We start from the raw sequence: 23,354 nt of genomic DNA on the forward strand, positions 1-23,354 counted from the left end.
ATTATATCCTAATTTTTTTTATTTATCAATATATTTTTATCGTTTTTCAATAAATTTTTATTTATAAAAAATATATTGCCAATTGTTTGGCAAGCTGGTATATTATAAGGGCAGTCAGAATATATTTGAGGTTAGATATGGTATATTTATATATATTTTTTTCAGTGATAATATTGCTTGCGGCATATATGCGTTTTGAGGCGGGTATGCTTTTAGTAAGGCATGTCTGGCTCACGAAGAGCACAGGCTGTCTCAAGGTAATACAGCTTTCAGATATACATACAGATATGCTTAAGGTTTCGGTAAAGGCCGTAAAGGCTGCAATAGACAAGGAAAACCCCGATGCTGTGATAATGACCGGCGACTACATAAGCAAGCCGGAACAAATACCCGCCTTTTTGCGCTTTATAAAAGCTCTTGACTTAAAATGCAGTGCATATATGTGTTTGGGAAATCACGACTACAAGGCCTTTGGATATGGAGCTGACGGCAAGTCCCCCGATATGGCCGGACTTATGAAATTTATCTCCTCGGTTGAGGACGCAGGAATTGCCGTGCTGGACAATAAGGCGGTGTGTCTGGAAAAGAGCTCAAAAAGCTATAACCTTATAGGCATAGGGGATTTGAGATACAATAACCATAATGTTGCCAAGGCTATGGGAAAATTGGACAGCAGAGCATTTGCCAATCTCTGTATTTCCCACAACCCCGACATTGTATTTGAAATACCCCGCGGTAAGATAGATTACCTGTTTTGCGGACATTTTCACGGGGGACAGATATGGGCGCCCTTTAATATAGAATTCAGCCTGATGCGCAAGGAGAAGCTGTGCAGGATGGGCATAAACAGGGGGCTTCACAGTATAAACGGAATAAACCTTTATATAAACAGGGGGCTGGGAAATGTGTGCGTGCCTTTAAGATTTCTGTCTCCCCCTGAGCTTACTGTGTTTTACCTGCCTTAGTCCAAGCAATACCATGCATAAAGCTTATACCTCACTCTCACTCATTTTTGACGCATGAACCTGTTCCAGCATCATATCCTTTATCTTCATCAGTCTTGTAAGGTTGCTGCGCTCACTTTCATCAAGCTTCATGGTAATGTATTTTATAGTGTCGGTAAGCTGAGGTATTAATACATATTCCAGAGCATTTACTCTTCTTCTGGTCTTCTCAATTTCCAGAGAAAGAAGCTGTGCAGACTTTTCAATCCGCGCAAGCTCCAGCAAATGCGGAAAAACCTCCCACAGCATGTCTATGGATATGTCAAGCTCACCTGAGGTTGATGCAAGCCCGTAAGGATATATACCGCCTTCGGCGGTATCTCCCGTATTAAAGTTAAGTACAGGCACATCCACACTCATTATATTGCTGAAGGTCACATCAAGCGATAACGTTTGCTTAGGAAACATAAGTGCTTCCTCCAAAGCCTCCGACGGCATAACAGACCTTGTGTTAAGGAGTCCCGCATAAGACTCCATAAGCATCATCTCAACCTTCTCACGCAGCTCCTTATTTTTTCTTACCAGCTCGAGAAACTTTTTCATCAGCTCGTCTCTTTTATCTTTTAGGAGCTTATGCCCCCTTCGTGCCACATTCAGCCTCTTTCTGAGGCGCGTAAGCTCCATTCGTGTGGGATTTACATTCATAATCGACATATGCATACACTCCCATTTGTATTATTTATTTCCCGTCTCCCGCTGTGGCATATAACGGTCGAGGTACTCATCCCTGATGCGCTTCAGCTCCGATCTGGGGAATATGGATAAAAGCTTCCAGCCCTTGTCTAAGGTACTCTCTATTTTTCTCTCCTCAGAAAACCCTTGAGAAACATATTCCTTTTCAAAAGCATCGGCAAATTTTGCATAGAGCTTATCTATATCTGTCAATGCCGCCTCTCCCAAAATTACCGCCAGCTCTTTTGCTTCCTTGCCTCTGGCATAGCACGCAAACAACTGATTCATTGTATCGGCATGATCCTCACGCGTCTTTCGCTTTCCTATCCCCTTATCCTTAAGCCTTGACAAAGAAGGCAGTACGTCAATAGGAGGCATTATTGCCTTTCGGTACAGCTCCCTGCTTAAAATAATCTGCCCTTCCGTTATATAGCCCGTGAGATCGGGAATAGGATGAGTCTTGTCATCCTCAGGCATTGTAAGAATGGGTATGAGGGTAATGCTTCCCTCGGCATCCTTTTTCCTGCCCGCTCTTTCGTACAATGTCGCAAGATCTGTGTATAGGTATCCGGGGTATCCTCTTCTGCCGGGGACTTCCTTTCTTGCCGCTGAAACCTCGCGAAGCGCTTCGGCGTAATTTGTTATATCGGTAATAATAACCAGCACATGCATATCCTTTTCAAAGGCCAGATACTCCGCCGCCGTCAAAGCCATTCGCGGTGTTGCGATACGCTCTATGGCAGGATCGTTTGCGAGATTTATAAACAATACCGTCCTGTCAATGGCCCCTGTTTTCTTGAAATCACTTATAAAATAATCCGATTCCTCAAAAGTAATACCTATGGCTGCAAAAACAACGGCAAACTTGCTGTCGCCGCCTATAACCCTTGCCTGACGCGCAATCTGTGCGGCAAGCTGTGAGTGAGGCAATCCCGAGCCTGAAAATATGGGAAGCTTTTGTCCCCTTACAAGAGTATTCAGGCCGTCTATTGCAGACACCCCTGTTTGAATGAACTCCGAAGGATAATTTCTGGCGGCAGGGTTCATTGGAACACCGTTGATGTCTATTCTTGTGTCCGATATTATTCCGGGTCCCCCGTCAATAGGGCTTCCCAGGCCGTCAAACACCCTTCCCAGCATATCAAGAGACACAGGAAGCTCAATTCCCCTCCCCAGAAATCTCACCTTGCTCTGTGCAACATTAATCCCGGCCGAGCTTTCAAACAACTGAACCATAGCGTTATTGCCATTGACCTCAAGGACTCTGCACCTTCTTGTCTCTCCCCCCGGCAGCTCTATCTCTCCAAGCTCTCCGTATTTTACGCCGCTCACATGCTTAACAAGCATTAACGGCCCCGCAACTTCCTCTATTGTTTTGTATTCCCTAAGCATTTATACCACCCCCTTTAGATAACAGCATCTCCAATTGAGCATTAAGTTCCGATTCAATACTGCTAAAAGCAGCGTTTACATCATCCTCAGGTATATATTTAAACCTTCCTATTCTCTCGCGTACAGGGAGCGCAAAAATCTCCGCACTGCTTATGCCTTTGTCCATAGCCTTCATCCCCTTATAATAAAAGCTCATTATAAGCTTAAGCATTTTATACTGCTTTCCAAGAGATGTATACGTGTCTATGTCATGGAACGCATTCTGGTGCAGATAATCCTCACGTATGGATCTGGAAGCTTCAAGCACCATTTTGTCTCCCGGTGAAAGCGAATCGACTCCCACAAGCCTGACTATCTCCTCCAATTCCGCCTCCTCCTGCAGCAGTCTCATTGCATCGGCCCTCAGAGTATTCCATTCGCCCGCCACATTTTCGCTAATCCACTTATCAAGCCTTTCTGAGTATAAGGAATAGCTGAGCAGCCAGTTTATCGCAGGAAAGTGCCGTCTGTATGCAAGGCTTGCATCCAGTCCCCAAAAAACCTTAACTATTCTTAAGGTCGCCTGTGTAACAGGCTCTGAAAGATCTCCTCCGGGAGGCGATACCGCTCCTATTGCGGTAAGCGCGCCTTCACGGCCGTTTGTCCCCAGACTTATAACCTTTCCCGCCCTTTCATAAAACTGTGCCAGTCTTGAACTCAAATATGCAGGGTAGCCCTCCTCTCCGGGCATTTCCTCCAGCCTTCCCGACATCTCTCTTAAAGCCTCGGCCCATCTTGATGTAGAATCAGCCATTAATGCAACACTATACCCCATATCCCTGAAATACTCCGCTATAGTAATGCCGGTATATATGGATGCTTCTCTGGCCGCAACCGGCATGTCGGAGGTGTTTGCAATTAAAACAGTCCTTTTCATAAGGGACTCACCCGTCCTCGGGTCCTTCAGCTCAGGAAACTCTATAAGCACATCGGTCATTTCGTTTCCGCGTTCTCCGCAGCCAATATATACCACAATTTCTGCATCCGCCCACTTGGCAAGCTGGTGCTGCACTACTGTTTTTCCGCTTCCGAACGGCCCCGGAACAGCGGCGACACCTCCCTTGGCAAGAGGAAACAACGTGTCTATAACCCTCTGCCCCGTTATCATAGGAGTATCGGGAGGAAGCTTTTCCCTATACGGCCTCCCCTTTCGTACAGGCCACTTTTGCATCATTGTAACATCTACCGTCTCACCGTTGTCCTTCCTCACCCTTGCAACCGTCTCGGTAACATTGAATTTCCCACCATACACTTCCTCAAGAGTGCCGTTTATTCCATACGGTATCATTATCCTATGCTCTATAATAACAGTTTCCTGTACTCTTCCGATTATATCTCCTTCTTTTACCCTCATTCCCTTTTCAACAGTGGGCTCGAACTTCCATTTTTTATCCCTGTCCAGAGAAGCCACATCAATTCCTCTGGTAATGTTGCTCCCCACCATCTCCCGCATCTTTTCGAGAGGCCTTTGAATTCCGTCAAACATTTTTTCCAGCAGTCCAGGCCCCAGCTCAACACTCAAGGGTGCTCCCGTCGATACGACAGGCTCACCGGGCCCCAATCCCGCAGTTTCCTCATAAACCTGTATAGAGGCTCTGTCTCCGTGCATTTCAATTATTTCTCCAATTAAGCGATGCTCGCTGACACGGACAACATCAAACATATTCGCATCCCTCATCCCCTCGGCAATTACCAAAGGTCCGGTAACCTTTACAATTGTTCCCTGGCTCAAAGCTCATACCCTCCCTCTTTAGATTAATTCACCTGCTCGCCCTTAAAAAGAATATCCGCCCCTACTGCCCTCTCCACTGTCCTTTTAACTCCCTGCATTCCCAATCCCAATGTCCCCTGATTTCCGGGTATAGGTATTATGACAGGCACTGTCCGGCTGTTATATCTGTCTATTACGGGTGTAATATCTTTTGCCGTCTGCTCTGTTATGTAGATAACCGCAAAATTGTTTACAACCATATTTTCCAGCGTCTTTTCAGCCTCCTCCGCGTCCTCCACGGAAAACACCTCTATCCCCAGAGCCTTGAAGCCAAGTATGCTGTCCTTATCTCCTATTACTCCAATTCTATGCATAAACGCTCCTTAGTCTTTCCCTTATAATATCATTGGGAATATTATTTATTTTTCCCACCATTATAATCCTTACATTTTTCATTTCACTTTCCTTTGCAAAAAGGTAGCCAATCAACGGCTCAGGACCAAAAGCAGTATACTTGGCCCTTTTTATATAGGACATAACAAAATTATCCGAAAGCATTTCAAGCCTTATAAGGCTTCCCGACGAGTTAAAATACTCCATCCCGTCCTCAACCAGCCTGCCGTATGCAGAAAATCTGACGGCCTCCGCAAAAAAGTCCATAGGCGCTTCTATCCCCTGTATGAACACCTTGCTGTCAATAGAGCCCCCATCAATCAATACCCTCTGCAAAAAATTCCACGATTTTTTCATTTTCCTTACGCGCATAAATATTTTAATATTAGCCAGATCTATCAATATCACTATAAGCTTTGACAGGAAGCTGTTTTGAATTTGGCCCGCCATTTCCCTCATCTGCATAAATCCGGCCTTATCTAAAATAATATCTATCATCTGAGGATCGGAGGTTCTGTTAAATACGTCAATGCACTCCTCAACTGCTTTTCTCATTATCGCAGGCATATCCCCAAGCCTTCTGTCTCCTATCATAGCCTCAAGCTTACCTACCAAAATAGCAGATGGCTCAAGCAGAAGCATACGGTAATTCTCCTGCCCTGAAAACTCCGCCTTCAATATCACTTTTATATTATGGAAATCATTCATGTATAAAAACGGCATTACCACATCCGACTTCGGCGCTATTTCCTTTAGAAGCTCATACAGCTTTTTATGCTCCTCGGCAAGCAGCCTCTCATAGTCACGGGCTGACGGGTTTTCCAAAGGTGAATAGCCGTAGTCGGCTTCCTCCAGAAGCTTCAAGACATCCTCAGGGGTTTTGGCATCTATCATTCTTCCCAGTCTTGACTCATTCAAAAGCTTTTTCTCTATTGCGCGTATTCTGGAAACCGCATAGGTATACTCCGTACCGCCGGTATTTTTCATATTGCGCCCTCCTCTCTGTTAAAAGTATACACAGAGCTTTTAAAAAAGCAGCCTGAATACCTCCGGCTCCAGCTCTCCCCTATTCATTCTCAGCAGAGTTTCAAAGGAGCTGTTAATCTCTATATTCCCGGATCTCAAGATGACTCCTCCCTTTATAGGAGCAGAATACCGGGATAACGAAAGCTGTCCCTTCATACCCCTCCTTTTCACCTCTTCATTTAATTCATTTATAAAGTCGTCACCCAGCCTTGCCTTGTCCCTCTCGGACAGGACAATCTCTTCCTCTCCGCTTTCAGTAAGATTAACAATCATATTCATAAGCACCTTGCCATATTGGCTGTCAGGCATGGAGCATAGCCCTTCCAGAGCCTTTTCAAAGGCCTGGTTAACTATTGCCTGCCTTGCCTTAAGCTTTTGTTTTCTTGCCTCAAGCTCGGCAATTGCAACAATCCTTTTTCTTGACTCCACAGCCTCTGCTCTGGCCTTTTCAATTATATTCTCCTTACTGACCCTTGCCCGACCTTCAGAGGCTTTTAAAAGCTCCTCCGCTTCACGCTCGGCACGCTCAATATTTTCCCTTGCCTGCTCACGGGCCTCCTCTAATATCCTGTCTTTTATTTTTTCAAATCCGGACATCCGAAGTCACTCCCCCTAAACAATCATTATCATACCTTTCCTATCATAAGAATAGAAACTATAAAGGCTATAATGGCAAACATTTCAACCATTAGGGCAAGAATAATAGCTCTTCCCATGCTGTCGGACCTCTTGGCTATCATATTTATTCCGGCCGCCGCAACTCTTCCCTGATAAATTCCCGACATCAGACCCACCAAGCCTACCGGAATGCCCGCAGCAAACAGGAATAAGCCCTCCTGCAGAGTGATACCCGCTCCTACATTTCCTATTATTAAGAATGCAATAACAAACCCATAAATAGCCTGAGTACTTGGAAGCGCTTCCATTACCATAACGGGCCCAAATTTTCCCGGGTCCTCCGTAAGGACTCCCGCACCGGCTTCTCCCGCTATTCCCACTCCCTTTGCAGAGCCCATTCCGGCTACAAAAAATGCCACTGCGGCCCCCAGCATTGCCCAGATACTCCCATCCAAATTCCCAAACAGGTATTCCATAATCATGCCCTCCTAATCTTTTAACTCAACATATTTTGTATCAACCCTCAAGGGCTCAAAGGATGTGCCTCCGCCCTTGTAAAACTTACCGAAAAATTCAATATACTGAAGCCTGCTCGCATGGACATACGCACCCAAAGCATTTATGGCAAAATTAAAGGTGTGCCCCACAAGCAATATCACTACAAACCCAGCCACCTTGAAAACGCTGTCAAGTCCGCCCATTGCTCCCATTTCATTAACAATTGAAGCAATAACGGAGGTTGCAAGCCCCAAAGCCAAAAGTCTGGAATAGGAAAGCACATCGCTCATAAATCCTATTAAATCATAAAGGCTTGAAAATCCGCTTACAATCTTCATGAATATGTTCTTTTGCTTTCTTCCTTGAGTCAATATGAGCAAAACCCCACCCGCGGCCAGCAGGTATTTGCCTGCTTCCACAAGTCCCGCAACCTCTTGTGCATTAACCTTTGGGGTATAGGGAAGAACAAACAATATAAAGCCTGTGAAAAATATATACCATATAACGACATCAAATATTATGTCGGCATACTTTTTGCTCCTGATAAGGTTTACGGCCCTAACCCCTATGCCCGTGTATATATGTATTACCCCAAACAGAAGCGACCACCTGAGAAGCTCCTCAGGGTCCTCGACGGGGCTGAACCAGATTGGGTGTCTGGAAAAAGCTTCAATTCCGAACCATCCTCCGAATAACGCACCCCAAAGCATTGTGGATGCTCCGCAGTACAACATTAATTTAAAAAATTTTTTTTTGCCGTCCCCCTCTTTAAGCTTCCATATCATAAACGCGGCGGCAAGCATCATTACAATCCCATACCCTGCGTCACTAAGCATCAAGCCGAAGAACAACACAAAGAAAGGCCCCATTATGGAGTTGGGATCTATCTCCTTATAATGAGGAAGCCCATACATTCCGGTAACAGACTCTACCGCACTCCCTACTCCCTTATTGCTAAGCAGTATGGGAAATTCCTCTCCCTCCTCAGGCTTTGCAATATTTATAAGGCAGTCCCATCTTTTCTCAAGGCCTGCTTTTATTTGCTCACCCATCTCCTCAGGGATCCACCCCTCCAGCATAAAGGTCTTTTCAGTTTTGACAAGCTTGCCAAGCGCCTTCTTTTTGTCTCTCTGAAGCACAAGATAATCATAAAGCACCTCAAGCTGAGGCCGTTCACTTTCAAGCGCACATATCGCCGCCTCTACCTCGCCGTATTCTTTATCTATGCTCTGGATTACTGCAGCAGCTTCTTTTATATTATCCTGGGCCGTACCCTTCAAATCCTTAAAAACCACCTTTGAAAACCCATAATTTTTCCATACCTTCATAACAGCTTCCTGAGCCTTATTATGGTATATCACTAAAAAATAGCTCTGCTCCCTGTCGGAATTCAAAAGCTCGACATGCGCCGCTTCAGCCTGACCTTCAAGATCACCTGCAAAGGCATCGCTGCTGTGTGAAAATGGGATAACCCCTATGGAGATTTTGCATGTCCGGGTGGAAGTAATCTCCAGCGGAATTTGAAGGGATTGCCAGGGTTCTAAAGAAGCTATTAAGCTTACCTTCCTGTTTTTCTCTGCTTTTAATGCCGACAGCCTCTCATTGTATATCATTACAGAATCCACAAGCTCTTCAAGCTTGCCACGCCTGTTCAATACCTCGTCAAGCTCAGTCCTTGCAACACATCTCTTAAACTCGAACATTCCTCTTTTACGGACATGATATTTTTCTATGCTGTCAAGCACCAAGCCAATCCTTTCAATATCAGCATCAAGCGAGCCGACACCTTCCATATCCCCATCTGCCGCTACCAAGCCCTCCCATTTTTCGGACGACAGCTTGTCATGTGCTCCAATGACTTCACAAACACCCATTTTCATGAGGCTGTGTATTATATTATCTTTATCCTTATTTAATCCGATTAGGGAAATTTTATTCATTTCAACTACTGCCATGAATTTTCACTATCCTCTCCATAATCATACCCACCGCACTGTGCAATTTTTCTCCTGCGTGCAGCAAAACAGCCTCGTCTTCCTCATCAATTTGCTTCATCCGGCTGTCAACCTCACGGGCAGCCCTGCTTTCGGCCTCCTTAATCACACGCGACGCTTCCTCCTCTCCCTCTTCCACAAGTCTTGTACAAAGGTGTTCTGCCTGAGCCGCTGCTTCCGAGGCAATCCTGCGGCTTTCCTCCACAGAATCCTTTATTATCTGCTCCGCCTCCGCCTCCGCCTGCTTTATGGATAAAATCACGTCAATACTCATCCCTCCACCTCCCCTCATATTATGCCTATGTAACAAGCTGTAAAACCGGACGCTTTCATTTCCCAAAATTCAACCGCGGCATACTCTATAATGACTTTATAAAGTATTAACTTTTAACGGATCTTTATGCCAAGCCTCAAAACTAACACGCCATAATAATTTCCATATGCCTTTGTCAGAGCATATGTCCCTATAACAAAAGGGCAGAAAATATTAAAACTTTCCACCCTTAAAAGTCACGTATGCCTTGAAAGCAGCTTATTGCCGCCCAACCGTTTTTATCACAATATCCAATTTATATGTCTATATTATAGTTTTAAAAATCAGTGCTGTCAACGATAACCCACCAAGGATAAGTATATTTATTCCTTAGTACTTGGAATAAATATGTAATTCACGGCATCTTACAGCCTGCTCTCCAGCTTCTTTCTTTCCTCCTCATATCCCGGCTTGCCCAGAAGCGCGAACATGTTCTTTTTATATGCTTCAACCCCCGGCTGATCAAACGGATTTACAGCCAGAAGATATCCGCTTATTCCACATGCCTTCTCAAAGAAATACACCAATTGTCCAAAGTAATAGTCATTAAGCTGCGGGATATTCAATATGAGATTGGGAACACCTCCGTCGGTATGAGCCAAAAGGGTACCCTCAAAGGCCTTTTTATTTACAAAATCCATTTCCTTGCCCGCCAGAAAGTTAAGCCCGTCCACATTATCCCTGTCCTCTTTTACCGTTATGGATTTTTTGGGCTTTTCAACACTTAAAACAGTTTCAAATATGTTTCTTAAGCCGTCCTGAATATACTGGCCCATAGAATGCAGATCGGTAGAGAAATCCACTCCTGCCGGGAAAATGCCCTTCTGATCCTTGCCCTCGCTCTCACCGAAAAGCTGCTTCCACCATTCCGTAAAGAAATGAAGAGAAGGCTCATAGTTAACCATTATCTCGGTGGTTTTGTTTTTTCTGTACAGGGCATTTCTTGCGGCAGCATACTTATAGCAATCGTTCTCGTCCAAATTGGGGTTTTTGTACAGCTCATAGGCATCGGCAGCACCCTTCATAATGTCGTCAATGCTGGCTCCGCACACCGCAATAGGAAGAAGCCCTACCGCCGTCAGAACTGAAAACCTACCTCCTACATCATCAGGTATGACAAAGCTCTCATAGCCCTCCTCGTCAGAAAGCTTCTTAAGGGCGCCTCTTGCCTTGTCGGTAGTTGCATATATCCTTTTGCGCGCCTCCTCCCTGCCGTACTTATTCTCCATATACTCCTTAAATATTCTGAAGGCAATAGCCGGCTCGGTGGTAGTTCCCGACTTGGATATAACGTTTACAGACACCTCCTTGCCCTCCAAAAGCTCAAGCAGATCTGTAAGGTATGTAGAGCTGATATTATTCCCCACAAAATAAATTTCCGGGGTATTCCTTTTATCCTTTGGAAGATTATTGTAGAATGAGTGTGAAAGCATTTCTATGGCGGCTCTCGCTCCCAGATAAGACCCTCCTATACCCACAACCACAAGGACATCCGAATCTGATTTTATTTTTTCGGCAGACGCCTTTATTCTCGCAAACTCCTCTTTGTCATAATCTACAGGCAAATTCACCCAGCCCAAAAAGTCACTTCCTGCCCCGGTCTTATTATGAAGCATTTCATGCGTCTGCAGGGCAAAGCTTTTAAAATACTTTACCTCATGCTCTTTTAAAAAATCTGATGCTTTTGAGTAATCGAACGACAACCTCTGCATTAATTCAACCTCCTGTATAATTTATGATAAATTTTTTTAAAAAATCAAGGAGTCAGAAAATCATCCCAACTCCTTGATAGTATATCATTTTAAACCTTTATTTGAAAGTTTTTTATTATAATAAACATTATAAATATTGCTTATGATTCTAATTATTTACTATAAGCTTATAATACTGGTATAAAAGTCTGTCAAGCTCACACTGTATTTTGAGTGCTTCTCCCTCTCCGGCATTCTCATCTCTCCCGATTGAACTCAGCAGTAAATTTTTTTGTTTTATTTTAATTTTTAATTCGTGAACATTGCAAGTCATAAAAACCACCTTTCTAAAAACCTCCCGGCTTGAACACTTTCTCCGGGACTTTCCAATCAAACAACCTTAAAAATACATATCGCATTTGACATTATATTGATATATACAATATTTGTCAATAAGCTGGGCTTAACTGTAACTTAATTGTAATTTATTTGTAATATTTGAATATGATCCTATTTATTCATATAAGCTCTCTCTATTTTTAATAAAATATAGATATGCTTATTATTTTTTTCTATTTGATGAATTATTTTATACACAATTAATTTTATTTTTTGTTTAAACTATAACCACGGAATTAAAATTTCTGTGATATAAAAATATTAAAATTAAAGGAAGGTGAGACGAATGTCCAGACCAAAAACCCCATTAGTACCCCAGTCAAGAGACGCGCTGACAAGATTTAAGATAGAATGCGCGCAGGAAATAGGCCACTTAAGCTATATAAAGGAAAATAACGACCATTACAAGGGCGATGTAAGCTGCAGGCAGAATGGATTAGAGGGCGGCCCCATAGGCGGTCAGATGGTTAAAAAAATGATTCAGATGGCAGAACAAAATTTGAAATAACAATATAAAGGTGATAGGGGACTAAAAAAGGTCATATCAAGCCTTAAGTCCCCTAAAACCGGCTCCAGCTTCCCAAAATGGTATCATACTCCAACGCCGTTTGAAGCAGGCGCAAAAACTCTCTCCTTGGAACATTTACCGCTCCCATTGACTCCAAATGCTTTGTATAGACCTGACTGTCTATCATTACAAAATCTCTCTCCATCAGCTTTTGAGCCAGCATAATGAGTGCCGTTTTAGAGGCGTTATCCATCAGTGAAAACATAGACTCTCCAAAAAAGCATTTCCCAAGCGAAACACCGTATAAGCCTCCTACAAGCCTTCCATCGCACCAGGTTTCCACAGAATGAGCCAGTCCCATGCTATGAAGACGACAATAGCTCTCCGTCATTTCGTCCGTTATCCATGTTTCGCCCTCTCTAAGGCTCCTGCAGTATGATATGACATCGCGGAAGCATCTATCAAAGGTAACTGTATATGCCGCCTTTTTTAATACCTTTTTCATAGACCCCGAAACCCTTATGTCATTGGGAAACAACACAAATCTGGGGTTTGGAGACCACCATAATATCGGCTGCCCTTCGGAGTACCACGGAAATATTCCGTTGCTGTATGCGAGAATAAGCCTGTCGGATTTTAAATCTCCTCCCACCGCAAGGATCCCCTCCCTGTCTGCCAATTCCGGATGCGGAAACACAAGCTCCCTGCCCAGTCTGTAAACAGGCATCCGCTCACCTCCGGCTAATAGCGATATCCCCATCCTTCACATCGATAAGGGCGGTGCCTCCGTTTGCAAGCTCACCAAAAAGCACCTCATCAACAAAGTAGGTTTTTATCCTGTCCTGCACAAGCCTTACAATTTCTCTCGCTCCATAGACCGATGAAAACCCTTTTTGGGCAAGCCATTCATAGCAGTCGTCGGTGACCTCCAGCCCTATGCTTTTGGCAGCAAGCTTTTCTTCGAATTTTCTCACAGCTTTTTTTGCTATAAGCAGCGCCATATCCTTGTTAATGTGCTCAAAAACCACCACATCATCCAGCCGATTTCTAAACTCAGGAGAAAATATCCTCTCAACCTCCTTGACGAGTGTTCCACGATCCACCGGCCTGCTTTCAAAACCGATTATAGCCCTTCCAAGCTCTCTTGCCCCCGCGTTGGAGGTCATTATCAGTATAACATTTCTGAAATCGGCCTTTTTTCCGTTATTATCGGTAAGGGTCGCATAATCCATAACCTGAAGAAGAACATTGAATATATCATGATGCGCCTTTTCAATTTCATCAAGCAAAAGCACACAATATGGAGTTTTCCTTATAGCGTCTGTCAGCAGCCCGCCCTCTTCATATCCCACATATCCCGGAGGCGCGCCTATAAGCCTGGCAACGGTATGCTTCTCCTGATATTCACTCATATCAAATCTTATGAGCGATATTCCCATAATAGATGCAAGCTGTCTGGACAGCTCGGTCTTGCCCACACCGGTAGGGCCTACAAAAAGCATTGAGGCAACAGGCTTGTCGGTTTCATTGAAGCCGGCACGCGACCTTTTTATAGCTTTGACCACAGACGCTACAGCCGCGTCCTGCCCGAATATTTCCTTCTTTATCATTCCCCCCAGTTCCTTCAGCTTTAAGGTTTCATTTGTTGAAACACTGTCCTCTGGAACCTTGGCTATGGCCGATACAATTCTCTCAATATCCTCACCGCCTATCCTTACAACACCGTCATCAGGCCGGTTTAAAGAGGCATAAGCCCCCGCCTCGTCAATAACATCTATTGCTTTGTCGGGAAGCTGCCTGTCGTTTATATACTTTGCCGACAGCTCCGCAGCCAGGCGCAATGCCTCGGAGGTATATTCAACATTATGGAACTGCTCGTATCTGTCCTTCAATCCCTCAAGTATTTTACAGGTATCCTCTATCGAAGGCTCTGAAACCTCGATTTTCTGAAACCTCCTCGACAGTGCCCTGTCCTTGTCAAAGTATTTCTTGTACTCCTCATAGGTGGTTGAACCTATAAACCTCAGCTTGCCGGACATAAGAAAGGGCTTCAATATATTGGATGCGTCCATTGAGCCTCCCGAAACAGCACCCGCACCCACAATATTATGGATCTCATCTATATAAACTATTGCATTGCCTTCCTTCTCCATTTCATTCAATACCTTTTTTATTCTCTCTTCAAAATCTCCCCTGTACTTTGTTCCCGCAAGCAAAGCTCCCATATCCAGATAGTAAATTCTGCTTCCTTTGAGGGTTCCCGGAGCCCTTCCCTCTGAAATCATAGCGGCAAGCCCCTCCGTAATTGCAGTCTTTCCCACTCCAGGGTCTCCCACATGCACAGGATTATTTTTAATTCTTCTGGATAGAACCTGTATCGTCCTGTCCAATATATCCCGTCTTCCTATAAGAGGGTCCACTTCTCCCTTCAATGCCTTCTCTGTAAGATCCACTGTAAATTCAGTTAAAAATTTCTTTCTTGCCTTTTTCTCCTCTTCCCTGCCTCTTCTGCCTCCCGACTCATGTATTTGCAGGCTGTGTCTGGGCTCATACACTGTTAAGCCATGAGATATGAACCTCAGCACATCTACCCTGGTTACCCCGTTCTTCTGGAGGTAATAGCAGGCAAACGACTGATTCTCCTCAAAAATCGCCGCAATGACATCCCCTATTCTAATTGTCTCCCTGCCTGAAGAGGCCACATGGCCTGCCGAAATCTGCATTATATTATTTACCCCGGCAGAAGCCATAGGCTCTATGTCCTCTACAACAGGTATATTATCCTTAAAAAATTCCGTAAGATCCTTTCTGATATCTTCTATATTCCCTCCGCAGCCCTCTATAATTTCTTTAGACTCATTAAAATGAAGAGATGAATATAAAATATGCTCAGGCGTAAAATATTCATGCTTTCTAACCTTTGCCTCATTAAAGGCGGCAGTTATTATTTTGTCTGTAACACTATCCAATCTCATACTTACTCCTCTTCCATTACTGCCTTCAAAGGAAATTCCCTTTGTCTGGCCAGTCCTTCTACCTGTAGTATTTTAGTAGAGGCAATGTCGTAGGTGTATACTCCCACAATTCCCTTACCCTTCTCATGTACATCAAGCATTATTCTGGTAGCCTCATCCGCCGCCTTATGAAATATTCCCACAAGAACCTCCACCACAAAATCCATAGTCGTATAGTCATCGTTAAGAAGTATTACCTTATACATCCTCGGCTTTTTAAGCTCGTTTTTTACATCTTCTTTTAAGATAGTACCTTCACTCATTCCAAACTCTCCTGCCGTGCATAATTATATAAATAAATTATAACAATGTATATAATAATGTACAAGCCTCTTATCCTTTGACTTCAAGGATCAACCACCGTTGCGGTCTGCCCTATGCCTACCGCCATTGTTGTAAGCGCTTCCCATGTGTTGCACCCTGCTATCCCGTCGGCCGACAACCCCTGCGCCGCCTGAAATCTCATAACCGCGGTTCTTGTCCCCGCACCGAAATAGCCATCCAGTCCCGAGCCGGTGTAGCCCAGAGCATTAAGCCCATCCTGAAGCACCAGAACATATACCCCAACACTTCCCGACGCAACCAGAGGGTATCCCCCTGCGGCACAGGCAGGAATTCCTGTGCGTTTATCCACATGCACCCATGTGGGAGTTAAATACGCCGGCTCAACATATGACCATACTCCTGTGTTTATGGCTACATCACGAAGCCTGTTTCTGGTAGCCGGGTCAAGATTCTGCGCCATATCAAGGGCCGTACCAGCGTAATGCTGGGATTGGGCGGTATGCCCCCCCTCCCATATTCTCTTGAACGCATACCCCACGTATATAGAACGTCCCCACGCACTTCTAAGCACATTCCACGCCTCCATCGTCCTCCTGTCGGTCCATATTACATTGGCACGGGAATTGGCGCGGAATTCTCCTACACTGAGAGTATTTTCCGTACTATAAGGCATAGCCTCGGTCAATCCCCTTACATAGGTTTCCATTGCATTACTGGCATAATTGTAAACATAAACAGTAGGCATGTATCTCCCTCCCTCTCTACTTAAAACATACAGCACTGTTATATTCATTATATGCCATAAAATAGATTTAGTTTCTTTATGTAATCCACTGCGCCGCTTCAAGCCTCATCAATATTTATTCCCGCCAGCCTCATAAGGTATACAGCATTTCTTGTAACCGAAACACCTTTGTACAGCCTGTAATCAAAGAAAATTTTATTATTGTCGTAATACTCCCGGAAGTGGAAATTGCGCACCCTTCCCGTGTCCTCCTCCAATCTTCCAAGCTCAAGGTCATGGGTTGAAACCATGCCCATAGCTTTGTGCCCCGCCAGCTCTGTGATAAGGGCCTTTGCCCCTGTGTGCCTGTCTGTCGAATTTGTTCCCTTAAATATTTCATCCAGGAGGAAAAATATATGTTTGCCTTTTTTGGCCTCTTCCACTATTATTTTAATTCTCATAAGCTCGGCATAAAAAGAGGATATGCTTTTATCAAGATTGTCACTGACCCTCATACAGGTATATATCTCCATAATAGAACAGCAGAAATCCCTTGCGCATACCGGAGCTCCTATATACGCCAGTACAAGGTTTATCCCGGCTGTTCTGAGCAGGGTGCTTTTGCCCGACATATTGGAGCCGGTAATAAGCAGTATATTTGAATTTGCATCAATATTCACATCATTTAAGACACGGCGGGCTCCAAGCAGAGGATGCCCCATTTGCCCCGCTTTAAAAACAAAAGGGTGCGAAGCAATTTCAGGCATGGCCCAGTCGGGGTTGTCATATTTAAGTACCGCCAGACTGGCTAATGCCTCTGTCTCTCCTATAACCTTCAGCCATGATTTCAAGCAGCTCCCCGATTTCCTCTTCCATCTGACAAGCCTGAGCTGGCAATGATAATCCCACAGCGTAAGTATATTAAAAACAAAATAAAATGCGTTATAGCGGTTGGCAATAGAATCCACAATTTTTGAAAGCCTCTCTATCTGCGCCGATGCAGTCTCTCTCTTTTCACCTTCAAGCACTTTTTTCAGGCTGTCCATATGCGGCGAGCGAAAACCTCTTTTTTCGAGCATAACAAGCATTTTGTCATAGCTTCTTAAGCTGTCCTTGTATTCACGCACAGAGGTCAGCATATCTGCTCTTTCACGCGACCTTATCTTCAAAAAGATAAAATGAAGGATAAGGATAGCCACAGGTATATAAAAAGGCATAAGCTTGAACCCAAAGCTCATAACCAACGATATAACGGCTATAAAAGGCATTATGTACAAAGCAGGTATTATCCAGGGACTCTTAAAGGGCTCTTCCCAGCTCTCAGCCCAATTAATAAGGGCATCTGGGTCGCGCAGCTCCTCCCGTGCCATTCTTCCTTCGGCAAAAAGCCTCTGTCTCCATGCAAGGCTTTGAGAAAGCTCACTAACCGCTTCCTGCCTCCGAATTATCTCCTCTTTGTTTATGCGGGGCATCATAAGCATATTTTTTAAAATCTGCCTGCCTATTGGAGTATTTGTACAATTTATTTTCTGAAAAAGAGACCCCTCCCCAAATATATCCAAATCTATGGAGTAGCCATGGTTTTCATCCTTGAACTCAGCCCCCGTATCTTTAAATGCCTTCCATTCATCCCTTATACGCTTTACGTCCTCATAATTAATTTGGCTCATGGCAGAAGAGTACCGCCTGTTGTCAGTAATTTTCGTATGCTCTCTAACTAAGTATATAAATACAATTAACGAGGCTAAAACGGCTGCAATCCCCAGTATATACCATTTAGTAAAATACATCGCCACTGCGGAGGCAAAGCCCGCTATGAATACAAGCAATCTCACATTGCTTATAATATTTACCCGCCTGTCCTGCTTTTTAAAAAGCCCGTCATATATATTTTTTCTGCGCGTATACCTGTTCTCAAGGCTATTAATCATTTCCGGCCCTCTTTTAATTTCATCCTCATCCCATAAGGCATAATATTTTATTATTCATTCTACCATCTATGCCTTTTTACTGCAATAAACAGTAGTTTTAGCCTTATGCATCGCATATTATGCGTCCATATATGCAATTCTCCTTTTCAATCCTCTTGTTTCCTATGATCCATTCTGTAATTTTTGAAATAATGGTACCTGCAATAGCCCTTTGCATAATGCTTTTGTGTGCAGCCCTCTACAATACACTTATCCGGCTTTGTGTGGTTGTTTTTAGAAACAGACTTGCTGTAATTGTACTGCTCAACAAAATGCTTGCGGCAAAGGCCCTTTGCATGGACATCCTCGGTACACCCGGGAAAGCTGCATTTTTCACTTTTATCCTTTTGTTCCCTGTCCATTATTTTTCCATAGGTGTGCATCTGATGATAATGCCTTCTGCAATAGCCCTTTGCATAGTGGTTCTCATTGCAGCCTTCTACCGAGCATGTCATGTGCTTTTTGTACTCATTATCCAGAACCAGCTTTCCCGTCCTTAGTATCTGTGCATAGTGCTTGGCACAATAGCCTTTGGCATAGTGCTTGTTTTTGCATCCCGGAACGGTACACCCCATGGCTTTTTTATGCTCTCTTTCAGGTGTAATTCTTCCATGCCGTATTACTTGAAAATAGTGTTTTTCACAATACCCCTTTGAAAAGCATTTATTATTGCAGCCTTCAACAATACATTTATTATTGTTATTATTCATTTATCCTCTTACCTCACTTGTAAAAATTTCTTTTTTAAATAGCATACGCCAGATGTATATTCCTTCGTCAAAAATCCAGACGGTCAGAACAGGTACAGCAAAAAGGAAAATGCACTTTATTTGCACGCCAAAAGATCTGTTCCGCATCACATTTAAACGTATAATCATTCTATAAAAAGCGACACTTTGCTATAAGGTAATTTAACTCATCATTCAAAAATCAATATACAATATTATAATTTAAAAGTCAAATGTATGTTTCGAAATTCATATTTTTGTAATTATACTATTTTGTTATATATATGTAGTTCTGTAGTTCATAGGGGACGCTTCTGTTCTTATCTTATCATAGGGGACGCTTCTGTTTTAGAACATTTGTTCTTGACATATTATGCCTAATCTTATATAATAGACCCAAGAGGTGGGTATAATGCCAAGAGCAGCAAGGAAAAAATCTGAAGAATGCATGTATCATATCATGTCCAGAAGCATAAGCGAGATAGACCTTTTCCAGTGCGATGAGGATAAGGACTACTATCTTGCTTTACTAAAGCGGTATAAAGATAAATACTGCTGCAAAATATACGCTTATGCTCTTATGGATAATCATGTACATATTTATATAAATCCTTGCGGATATGACATATCGTTATTCATGCGCTGCCTTAACAATGCATATGTCGCGTACTTCAACAGAAGGTATAGCCGCCACGGACACCTGTATCAGGGGAGATTCGCAAGCTCAATAGTCGACAGCGATACATACAGCCTGACGCTGTCTGCATATATCCACAACAACGCTAAGGATTTGCCTGAATATGCAGGAAAAGAGGAGTTCTACAGATATTCATCCTACGGGATATACACAGGCCGGAGGAAAGACATTGAGGAAATAGTGGACGTAAGCTTTATACTTGCTCACTTTGGCGTGGACAAAAAAGCAGCCCGGGAAAAGTACAGGGCTTTCACTGAATCAATGAGAGAGACAGGCATAATGAATGAAGTGGACGACAGCATTATAAAGGCGTACACCGAAAATGTGTATAACAGTGAGAAAAGCTATATTGTGAGAAATAGAGCTCCGGAGGAGATAATACAAAAGGCAGGCCAATTTCTTGGAGAAAGGCTTGAAGAAAGCTTAAGAAGGAAGCACAGCCGAGAAACCAGCAGAAACAGGGCCTTCATAACTTATATAATGAGGACACTGTGCGGGTATACATATAAAAGCATATGCAAATATATAGGCAATATATCGGCGGGCGGAGTATCCAGACTGTCAAATGAGGGGTTCAAGCTGCTTAAGGAAAATATGCGGTATTGCAACGCTTTCAATTCATTAATTCAAATGGGATAAGCTTCAAGATAAAGTGTGAGATATGATTTATAAATAGGTCATGCACAGAGTGCAGGGGCCTTTTTCTGCTATGCATGAAGCAGATTGTCGGAAAACCAAGGTATACAAGCATTGCCTTAACTATATAAATTTTACCCGCACAGCTGTTTAATAAATTAGCTTTTAATAAATTAGCTTTATTATATGCTGTATGCAAACTAAAGCAGAAGCGTCCCCAATCACCCAATCACCTTTGTTTTTTTCTGTAAACCCAGTATCCGCAAATAACATAATAAATTAAGATTACAACTCCTATCGGTGTTTCCTTGATAATTTGTCCTGTTTCCCGCGTTCCCATATAAATTAAATGGATTGCCGGCAATGCCCCCGGCAAGCTGCCCCAGAAGTAACCTTTATTAAGAATAAACCCGCTAATAAACCATAATACTAACCATACTACAACAACGGGTGAAATAGGGCCAACACCGCTAAGTGCTAATACTCCATAAAAAAATGTAAACAAAATAGCGGGGATATAGAATAATGGGTTTTTCATTACTGCCTCCTAAATATGCTATAAATTAAATTTAGTTTATTACAAAAAAAATTTGAGACAAAACAAAGGCTATCTCACATCTGTTTTGTCTCAATTTTCCTGGCGCGCCTGGCACGACTCGAACGTGCGGCCAACCGCTTAGAAGGCGGTTGCTCTATCCACTGAGCTACAGGCGCATATTAAATTTATGGAGCGGGTGATGGGAATCGAACCCACGCAATCAGCTTGGAAGGCTGATGTTCTACCATTGAACTACACCCGCAAAAATCAGCCTGCATATCAAGGCCACACCCTGATTTAGTATTCCCAATCGCTGACTTTTAATATTATACAAGGTCATTTTAGTTTTGTCAACATCATTTTAATGCTTAAAAACCATACTTCAAATCACCTATACGCACACAATTTCCGTCTCTATTTTACCGCAGCATATGCTTACAAGTGCATATGATCTGCCTGAGTCCTCACGCGGATCGCTTATGCTTCCCGGATTCAACAGAATATATCCGTTTTTTTCCACCTTATCCCCTACATGAGTATGCCCAAACAGCAGCAAATCGGCATTTATTTCCTCCGCCTTTTTGTGCAGCTTGTCATAATCCCATTTCACAGAATACCTGTGCCCATGTGTTATAAATATTATTTTGCCCTCATATCGGAGAGTTTTTTCAGCAACAACATCCCCTATCATGAAATCACTGTTGCCATATATATATTCCATAGGTATTTGAGGAAACAACGCAGCCAGCTTTTGTGCATCTCTGAAGTAGTCACCTAAATGTATTATCAAATCTATATCCCTATACGATCTTATCACTTCTTCGGCCTTATCCGTATCTCCATGCGTATCGCTAATTACTAATATTTTCATGCTAACCTCCATACAGCTTAAGCTCCACAAAATTCAGACTTGAAAGTGTCTTTCTTACGAAAGCGTCTTTCTTGCGAAAGCACCTTTCTCTTTAAATATTACCTCCCAAAAGCAATTAACAATAAAAGCTGAGGTTTCCTTCCTATCCCTTCTTCAATACCGAATTTACATACTCGCTGTTTCTCAATTTATCCGCCATAGCCCTCAAGGCTTTCCCCCTGTGGCTAATGCTGTTTTTTTCTTCAGGCTTAAGCTGAGCCGTAGTCATGTTGTATTCCGGTATAAAAAACAAAGGATCATAACCAAAGCCGCCCTGCCCCTGAGGATCAAGAGCTATATAGCCTTCGCATGTTCCTTTGGTGGTAAAGCTTTCTCCATTTGGCAAAACCACTGCTATAACACAAACAAATCTGGCAGACCTTTTTTCAAAAGGTACCCCCTCCAAAAGCTCTAAAAGTTTGCTGTTTTTATCTTTATCCGTTGCTCCCTCTCCTGCAAATCTGGCAGAATATATCCCCGGAGCACCATTTAAGAAGTCCACCTCAAGCCCCGAATCATCCGATATGACCATTTTCCCCGTAAGCCTGTGAATCTCGGAGGCCTTAATCAAAGCATTTTCCTCAAAGGTCTTTCCATACTCCTCAATATCCTTGTCAATCCCGGCCTGCTCCATTGATATTAACACAAGCGGAAGTCCATTTAATATCTGTGCAATCTCGTTTATTTTACCTTTATTTTTAGTTGCCGCTATCAATTCCATTATTTTCTCCAACTCCAGAATTATTTTTACAAAGCGCCGAGTACATTTTTTTGTATATTAATTAAATTCGCTATTCCCTCTTCGGCCAAGCCAATAAGCAAGTCCATCTGTCTTTTTGAAAACGCAGCCTTTTCGCCTGTCGCCTGAATTTCTATAAATTCACCCCTGCCTGTCATAACCACGTTCATATCAACATCGGCGTTTGAATCCTCCAAATAGCACAAGTCCAGCATCTCCTGCCCATCCACTATGCCTACGCTGACAGCGGCAACAAAATCAGTTATAGGGATTCTTTCAATAAGACCCTTTTCCATAAGATACCTGCAGGCATCAACCAGAGCCACAAAGGCTCCTGTAATTGCCGCAGTTCTTGTCCCTCCGTCGGCTTGAATAACATCACAATCAATAACTATTTCCCTCTCTCCGAGGAGCTTAAAGTCCACAACTGTTCTTAGCGTTCTTCCTATGAGCCTTTGTATTTCCTGGCTTCTTCCATTAATTTTAAGCTTGCTTATATCCCTATGATTTCTTAATTTTGTAGCTCTGGGCAGCATTGAATACTCAGCCGTTACCCATCCCTCTCCCATGCCCTTCTTAAACGCCGGGACCCTTTCTTCAACCGTAGCGGTACATATTACTCTGGTATCGCCCATCTCAATAAGCACTGCTCCCTCTGCGTGCTTAATATAATTCCTTGTTATCCTTGCTTCTCTCAAGTCACAGCTACTTCTCCCATCAATTCTCAAAACAAACTCTCCAATCCATATAAATACAACATACCTACTAAGTCCTCGTCATTCACAGCCTACTTATTTACAGTAATTATGGACAAAAACAGGCTTACCTATAACCTTTAAAACACAACTAAATGTT

The 23,354-nt window shown here is 43.2% G+C and carries 24 protein-coding genes, 2 tRNA genes and 1 other annotated feature; of the genes, 3 read left to right on the forward strand and 23 right to left on the reverse strand.

Translation table 11 applies throughout. The features are described from left to right. Positions 1-137: 137 nt before the first annotated feature. Positions 138-965 (forward strand): metallophosphoesterase, encoded by an 828-nt coding sequence (locus DFR58_RS07485; protein ID WP_114297201.1) that lies wholly within the window; start codon positions 138-140, stop codon positions 963-965. Between the two features lie 24 nt (positions 966-989). Here DFR58_RS07485 and DFR58_RS07490 read toward each other — a convergent pair whose 3' ends face one another. The 11 genes from DFR58_RS07490 to DFR58_RS21790 all read right to left on the reverse strand — a co-directional run bounded on the left by DFR58_RS07490 (position 990) and on the right by DFR58_RS21790 (position 11,685). Then, positions 990-1,658, reverse strand: a complete 669-nt coding sequence (locus DFR58_RS07490; protein ID WP_114297202.1) for a V-type ATP synthase subunit D — start codon at positions 1,656-1,658, stop codon at positions 990-992. Positions 1,659-1,679: 21 nt separating this feature from the next. Further along, on the reverse strand, positions 1,680-3,068 hold the full coding sequence (locus DFR58_RS07495) for a V-type ATP synthase subunit B (protein ID WP_114297203.1): 1,389 nt from the start codon (positions 3,066-3,068) through the stop codon (positions 1,680-1,682). Then, entirely contained in the window at positions 3,061-4,785 is a 1,725-nt protein-coding gene (locus DFR58_RS07500) for a V-type ATP synthase subunit A (protein WP_479722732.1), read from the reverse strand. The genes DFR58_RS07495 and DFR58_RS07500 overlap by 8 nt, the downstream gene beginning before the upstream one ends. A 77-nt stretch (positions 4,786-4,862) precedes the next feature. Next, positions 4,863-5,192, reverse strand: a complete 330-nt coding sequence (locus tag DFR58_RS07505; protein WP_114297205.1) for a V-type ATP synthase subunit F — start codon at positions 5,190-5,192, stop codon at positions 4,863-4,865. Next, positions 5,185-6,198 carry a V-type ATP synthase subunit C gene (locus DFR58_RS07510; RefSeq protein WP_114297206.1) on the reverse strand — a complete coding sequence of 338 codons (1,014 nt, stop codon included), beginning with the start codon at positions 6,196-6,198 and terminating at the stop codon, positions 5,185-5,187. Before DFR58_RS07510 ends, DFR58_RS07505 begins: the two co-directional genes overlap by 8 nt. Positions 6,199-6,237: 39 nt before the next feature. After that, positions 6,238-6,834, reverse strand: a complete 597-nt coding sequence (locus DFR58_RS07515) for a V-type ATP synthase subunit E (RefSeq protein WP_114297207.1) — start codon at positions 6,832-6,834, stop codon at positions 6,238-6,240. 29 nt (positions 6,835-6,863) lie between these two features. Next, complete coding sequence (locus tag DFR58_RS07520; RefSeq protein ID WP_114297208.1) at positions 6,864-7,331, reverse strand: V-type ATP synthase subunit K; 468 nt, start codon at positions 7,329-7,331, stop codon at positions 6,864-6,866. A gap of 12 nt (positions 7,332-7,343) precedes the next feature. After that, positions 7,344-9,308, reverse strand: a complete 1,965-nt coding sequence (locus tag DFR58_RS07525) for a V-type ATP synthase subunit I (protein WP_114297209.1) — start codon at positions 9,306-9,308, stop codon at positions 7,344-7,346. Further along, on the reverse strand, positions 9,295-9,621 hold the full coding sequence (locus DFR58_RS07530; RefSeq protein ID WP_114297210.1) for a hypothetical protein: 327 nt from the start codon (positions 9,619-9,621) through the stop codon (positions 9,295-9,297). The genes DFR58_RS07525 and DFR58_RS07530 overlap by 14 nt, the downstream gene beginning before the upstream one ends. Before the next feature lie 217 nt (positions 9,622-9,838). Continuing rightward, positions 9,839-9,895, reverse strand: a sequence feature (sodium ion sensor (DUF1646 type); this cis-regulatory element may regulate processes involved in with the transportation of sodium ions). 130 nt (positions 9,896-10,025) lie between these two features. Beyond that, complete coding sequence (locus DFR58_RS07535; RefSeq protein ID WP_114297211.1) at positions 10,026-11,372, reverse strand: glucose-6-phosphate isomerase; 1,347 nt, start codon at positions 11,370-11,372, stop codon at positions 10,026-10,028. 148 nt (positions 11,373-11,520) lie between these two features. Continuing rightward, complete coding sequence (locus tag DFR58_RS21790) at positions 11,521-11,685, reverse strand: hypothetical protein (protein WP_170138071.1); 165 nt, start codon at positions 11,683-11,685, stop codon at positions 11,521-11,523. A 351-nt stretch (positions 11,686-12,036) separates the two neighbouring features. On the opposite strand from DFR58_RS21790, the gene DFR58_RS07540 reads away from it, so the two are divergent. After that, positions 12,037-12,258, forward strand: a complete 222-nt coding sequence (locus DFR58_RS07540) for an alpha/beta-type small acid-soluble spore protein (RefSeq protein WP_114297212.1) — start codon at positions 12,037-12,039, stop codon at positions 12,256-12,258. Between the two features lie 52 nt (positions 12,259-12,310). On the opposite strand, the gene aat is transcribed toward DFR58_RS07540, so the two are convergent. The 6 genes from aat to DFR58_RS07570 all read right to left on the reverse strand — a co-directional run bounded on the left by aat (position 12,311) and on the right by DFR58_RS07570 (position 18,961). Next, on the reverse strand, positions 12,311-12,985 hold the full coding sequence (aat, locus tag DFR58_RS07545) for a leucyl/phenylalanyl-tRNA--protein transferase (RefSeq protein ID WP_114297213.1): 675 nt from the start codon (positions 12,983-12,985) through the stop codon (positions 12,311-12,313). Between the two features lie 4 nt (positions 12,986-12,989). After that, positions 12,990-15,233 carry an ATP-dependent Clp protease ATP-binding subunit ClpA gene (gene clpA / locus DFR58_RS07550; protein ID WP_114297214.1) on the reverse strand — a complete coding sequence of 748 codons (2,244 nt, stop codon included), beginning with the start codon at positions 15,231-15,233 and terminating at the stop codon, positions 12,990-12,992. Positions 15,234-15,235: 2 nt separating this feature from the next. Next, positions 15,236-15,535, reverse strand: a complete 300-nt coding sequence (clpS, locus tag DFR58_RS07555; protein ID WP_114297215.1) for an ATP-dependent Clp protease adapter ClpS — start codon at positions 15,533-15,535, stop codon at positions 15,236-15,238. 83 nt (positions 15,536-15,618) lie between these two features. Further along, entirely contained in the window at positions 15,619-16,302 is a 684-nt protein-coding gene (locus tag DFR58_RS07560; RefSeq protein WP_114297216.1) for a peptidoglycan-binding domain-containing protein, read from the reverse strand. Positions 16,303-16,400: 98 nt separating this feature from the next. Further along, on the reverse strand, positions 16,401-18,212 hold the full coding sequence (locus DFR58_RS07565; RefSeq protein WP_114297217.1) for a MutS family DNA mismatch repair protein: 1,812 nt from the start codon (positions 18,210-18,212) through the stop codon (positions 16,401-16,403). A gap of 146 nt (positions 18,213-18,358) precedes the next feature. After that, positions 18,359-18,961: a hypothetical protein gene (locus DFR58_RS07570; RefSeq protein ID WP_114297218.1), complete on the reverse strand. Its 603-nt coding sequence runs from the start codon at positions 18,959-18,961 to the stop codon at positions 18,359-18,361. A 430-nt stretch (positions 18,962-19,391) separates the two neighbouring features. On the opposite strand from DFR58_RS07570, the gene DFR58_RS07575 reads away from it, so the two are divergent. After that, entirely contained in the window at positions 19,392-20,315 is a 924-nt protein-coding gene (locus tag DFR58_RS07575) for a transposase (protein ID WP_114297219.1), read from the forward strand. Positions 20,316-20,541: 226 nt separating this feature from the next. On the opposite strand, the gene DFR58_RS07580 is transcribed toward DFR58_RS07575, so the two are convergent. From DFR58_RS07580 to rph, 6 genes are all read right to left on the reverse strand, one after another. Then, positions 20,542-20,850: a hypothetical protein gene (locus DFR58_RS07580; RefSeq protein WP_114297220.1), complete on the reverse strand. Its 309-nt coding sequence runs from the start codon at positions 20,848-20,850 to the stop codon at positions 20,542-20,544. Between the two features lie 100 nt (positions 20,851-20,950). After that, positions 20,951-21,026 (reverse strand) — tRNA-Arg (locus DFR58_RS07585). Between the two features lie 12 nt (positions 21,027-21,038). Beyond that, positions 21,039-21,112 (reverse strand) — tRNA-Gly (locus tag DFR58_RS07590). A 129-nt stretch (positions 21,113-21,241) separates the two neighbouring features. Beyond that, entirely contained in the window at positions 21,242-21,721 is a 480-nt protein-coding gene (locus tag DFR58_RS07595; protein ID WP_114297221.1) for a metallophosphoesterase family protein, read from the reverse strand. Positions 21,722-21,863: 142 nt separating this feature from the next. Then, complete coding sequence (locus tag DFR58_RS07600; RefSeq protein ID WP_114297335.1) at positions 21,864-22,484, reverse strand: XTP/dITP diphosphatase; 621 nt, start codon at positions 22,482-22,484, stop codon at positions 21,864-21,866. Positions 22,485-22,507: 23 nt separating this feature from the next. Then, positions 22,508-23,242, reverse strand: a complete 735-nt coding sequence (gene rph / locus DFR58_RS07605; protein WP_278278802.1) for a ribonuclease PH — start codon at positions 23,240-23,242, stop codon at positions 22,508-22,510. Between the last annotated feature and the right edge of the window lie 112 nt (positions 23,243-23,354).

This window comes from Anaerobacterium chartisolvens, from assembly GCF_003337415.1.
Lineage (GTDB): Bacteria > Bacillota > Clostridia > Acetivibrionales > DSM-27016 > Anaerobacterium > Anaerobacterium chartisolvens.

Coding starts and splice junctions, on each gene's coding strand:
- DFR58_RS07520 (WP_114297208.1), bottom strand. CDS start 7,331: ATGGAATACCTGTTTGGGAATTTGGATGGGAGTATCTGGGCAATGCTG.
- DFR58_RS07570 (WP_114297218.1), bottom strand. CDS start 18,961: ATGAATAATAACAATAATAAATGTATTGTTGAAGGCTGCAATAATAAA.
- DFR58_RS07560 (WP_114297216.1), bottom strand. CDS start 16,302: ATGCCTACTGTTTATGTTTACAATTATGCCAGTAATGCAATGGAAACC.
- DFR58_RS07490 (WP_114297202.1), bottom strand. CDS start 1,658: ATGTCGATTATGAATGTAAATCCCACACGAATGGAGCTTACGCGCCTC.
- DFR58_RS07495 (WP_114297203.1), bottom strand. CDS start 3,068: ATGCTTAGGGAATACAAAACAATAGAGGAAGTTGCGGGGCCGTTAATG.
- DFR58_RS07500 (WP_479722732.1), bottom strand. CDS start 4,785: ATGAGGGATGCGAATATGTTTGATGTTGTCCGTGTCAGCGAGCATCGC.
- DFR58_RS07510 (WP_114297206.1), bottom strand. CDS start 6,198: ATGAAAAATACCGGCGGTACGGAGTATACCTATGCGGTTTCCAGAATA.
- DFR58_RS07580 (WP_114297220.1), bottom strand. CDS start 20,850: ATGAAAAACCCATTATTCTATATCCCCGCTATTTTGTTTACATTTTTT.
- DFR58_RS07525 (WP_114297209.1), bottom strand. CDS start 9,308: ATGGCAGTAGTTGAAATGAATAAAATTTCCCTAATCGGATTAAATAAG.
- DFR58_RS07485 (WP_114297201.1), top strand. CDS start 138: ATGGTATATTTATATATATTTTTTTCAGTGATAATATTGCTTGCGGCA.
- DFR58_RS07530 (WP_114297210.1), bottom strand. CDS start 9,621: ATGAGTATTGACGTGATTTTATCCATAAAGCAGGCGGAGGCGGAGGCG.
- DFR58_RS21790 (WP_170138071.1), bottom strand. CDS start 11,685: ATGACTTGCAATGTTCACGAATTAAAAATTAAAATAAAACAAAAAAAT.
- DFR58_RS07540 (WP_114297212.1), top strand. CDS start 12,037: ATGTCCAGACCAAAAACCCCATTAGTACCCCAGTCAAGAGACGCGCTG.
- DFR58_RS07595 (WP_114297221.1), bottom strand. CDS start 21,721: ATGAAAATATTAGTAATTAGCGATACGCATGGAGATACGGATAAGGCC.
- DFR58_RS07535 (WP_114297211.1), bottom strand. CDS start 11,372: ATGCAGAGGTTGTCGTTCGATTACTCAAAAGCATCAGATTTTTTAAAA.
- DFR58_RS07505 (WP_114297205.1), bottom strand. CDS start 5,192: ATGCATAGAATTGGAGTAATAGGAGATAAGGACAGCATACTTGGCTTC.
- clpS (WP_114297215.1), bottom strand. CDS start 15,535: ATGAGTGAAGGTACTATCTTAAAAGAAGATGTAAAAAACGAGCTTAAA.
- clpA (WP_114297214.1), bottom strand. CDS start 15,233: ATGAGATTGGATAGTGTTACAGACAAAATAATAACTGCCGCCTTTAAT.
- aat (WP_114297213.1), bottom strand. CDS start 12,985: ATGCCTGTTTACAGACTGGGCAGGGAGCTTGTGTTTCCGCATCCGGAA.
- DFR58_RS07515 (WP_114297207.1), bottom strand. CDS start 6,834: ATGTCCGGATTTGAAAAAATAAAAGACAGGATATTAGAGGAGGCCCGT.
- DFR58_RS07565 (WP_114297217.1), bottom strand. CDS start 18,212: ATGATTAATAGCCTTGAGAACAGGTATACGCGCAGAAAAAATATATAT.
- DFR58_RS07575 (WP_114297219.1), top strand. CDS start 19,392: ATGCCAAGAGCAGCAAGGAAAAAATCTGAAGAATGCATGTATCATATC.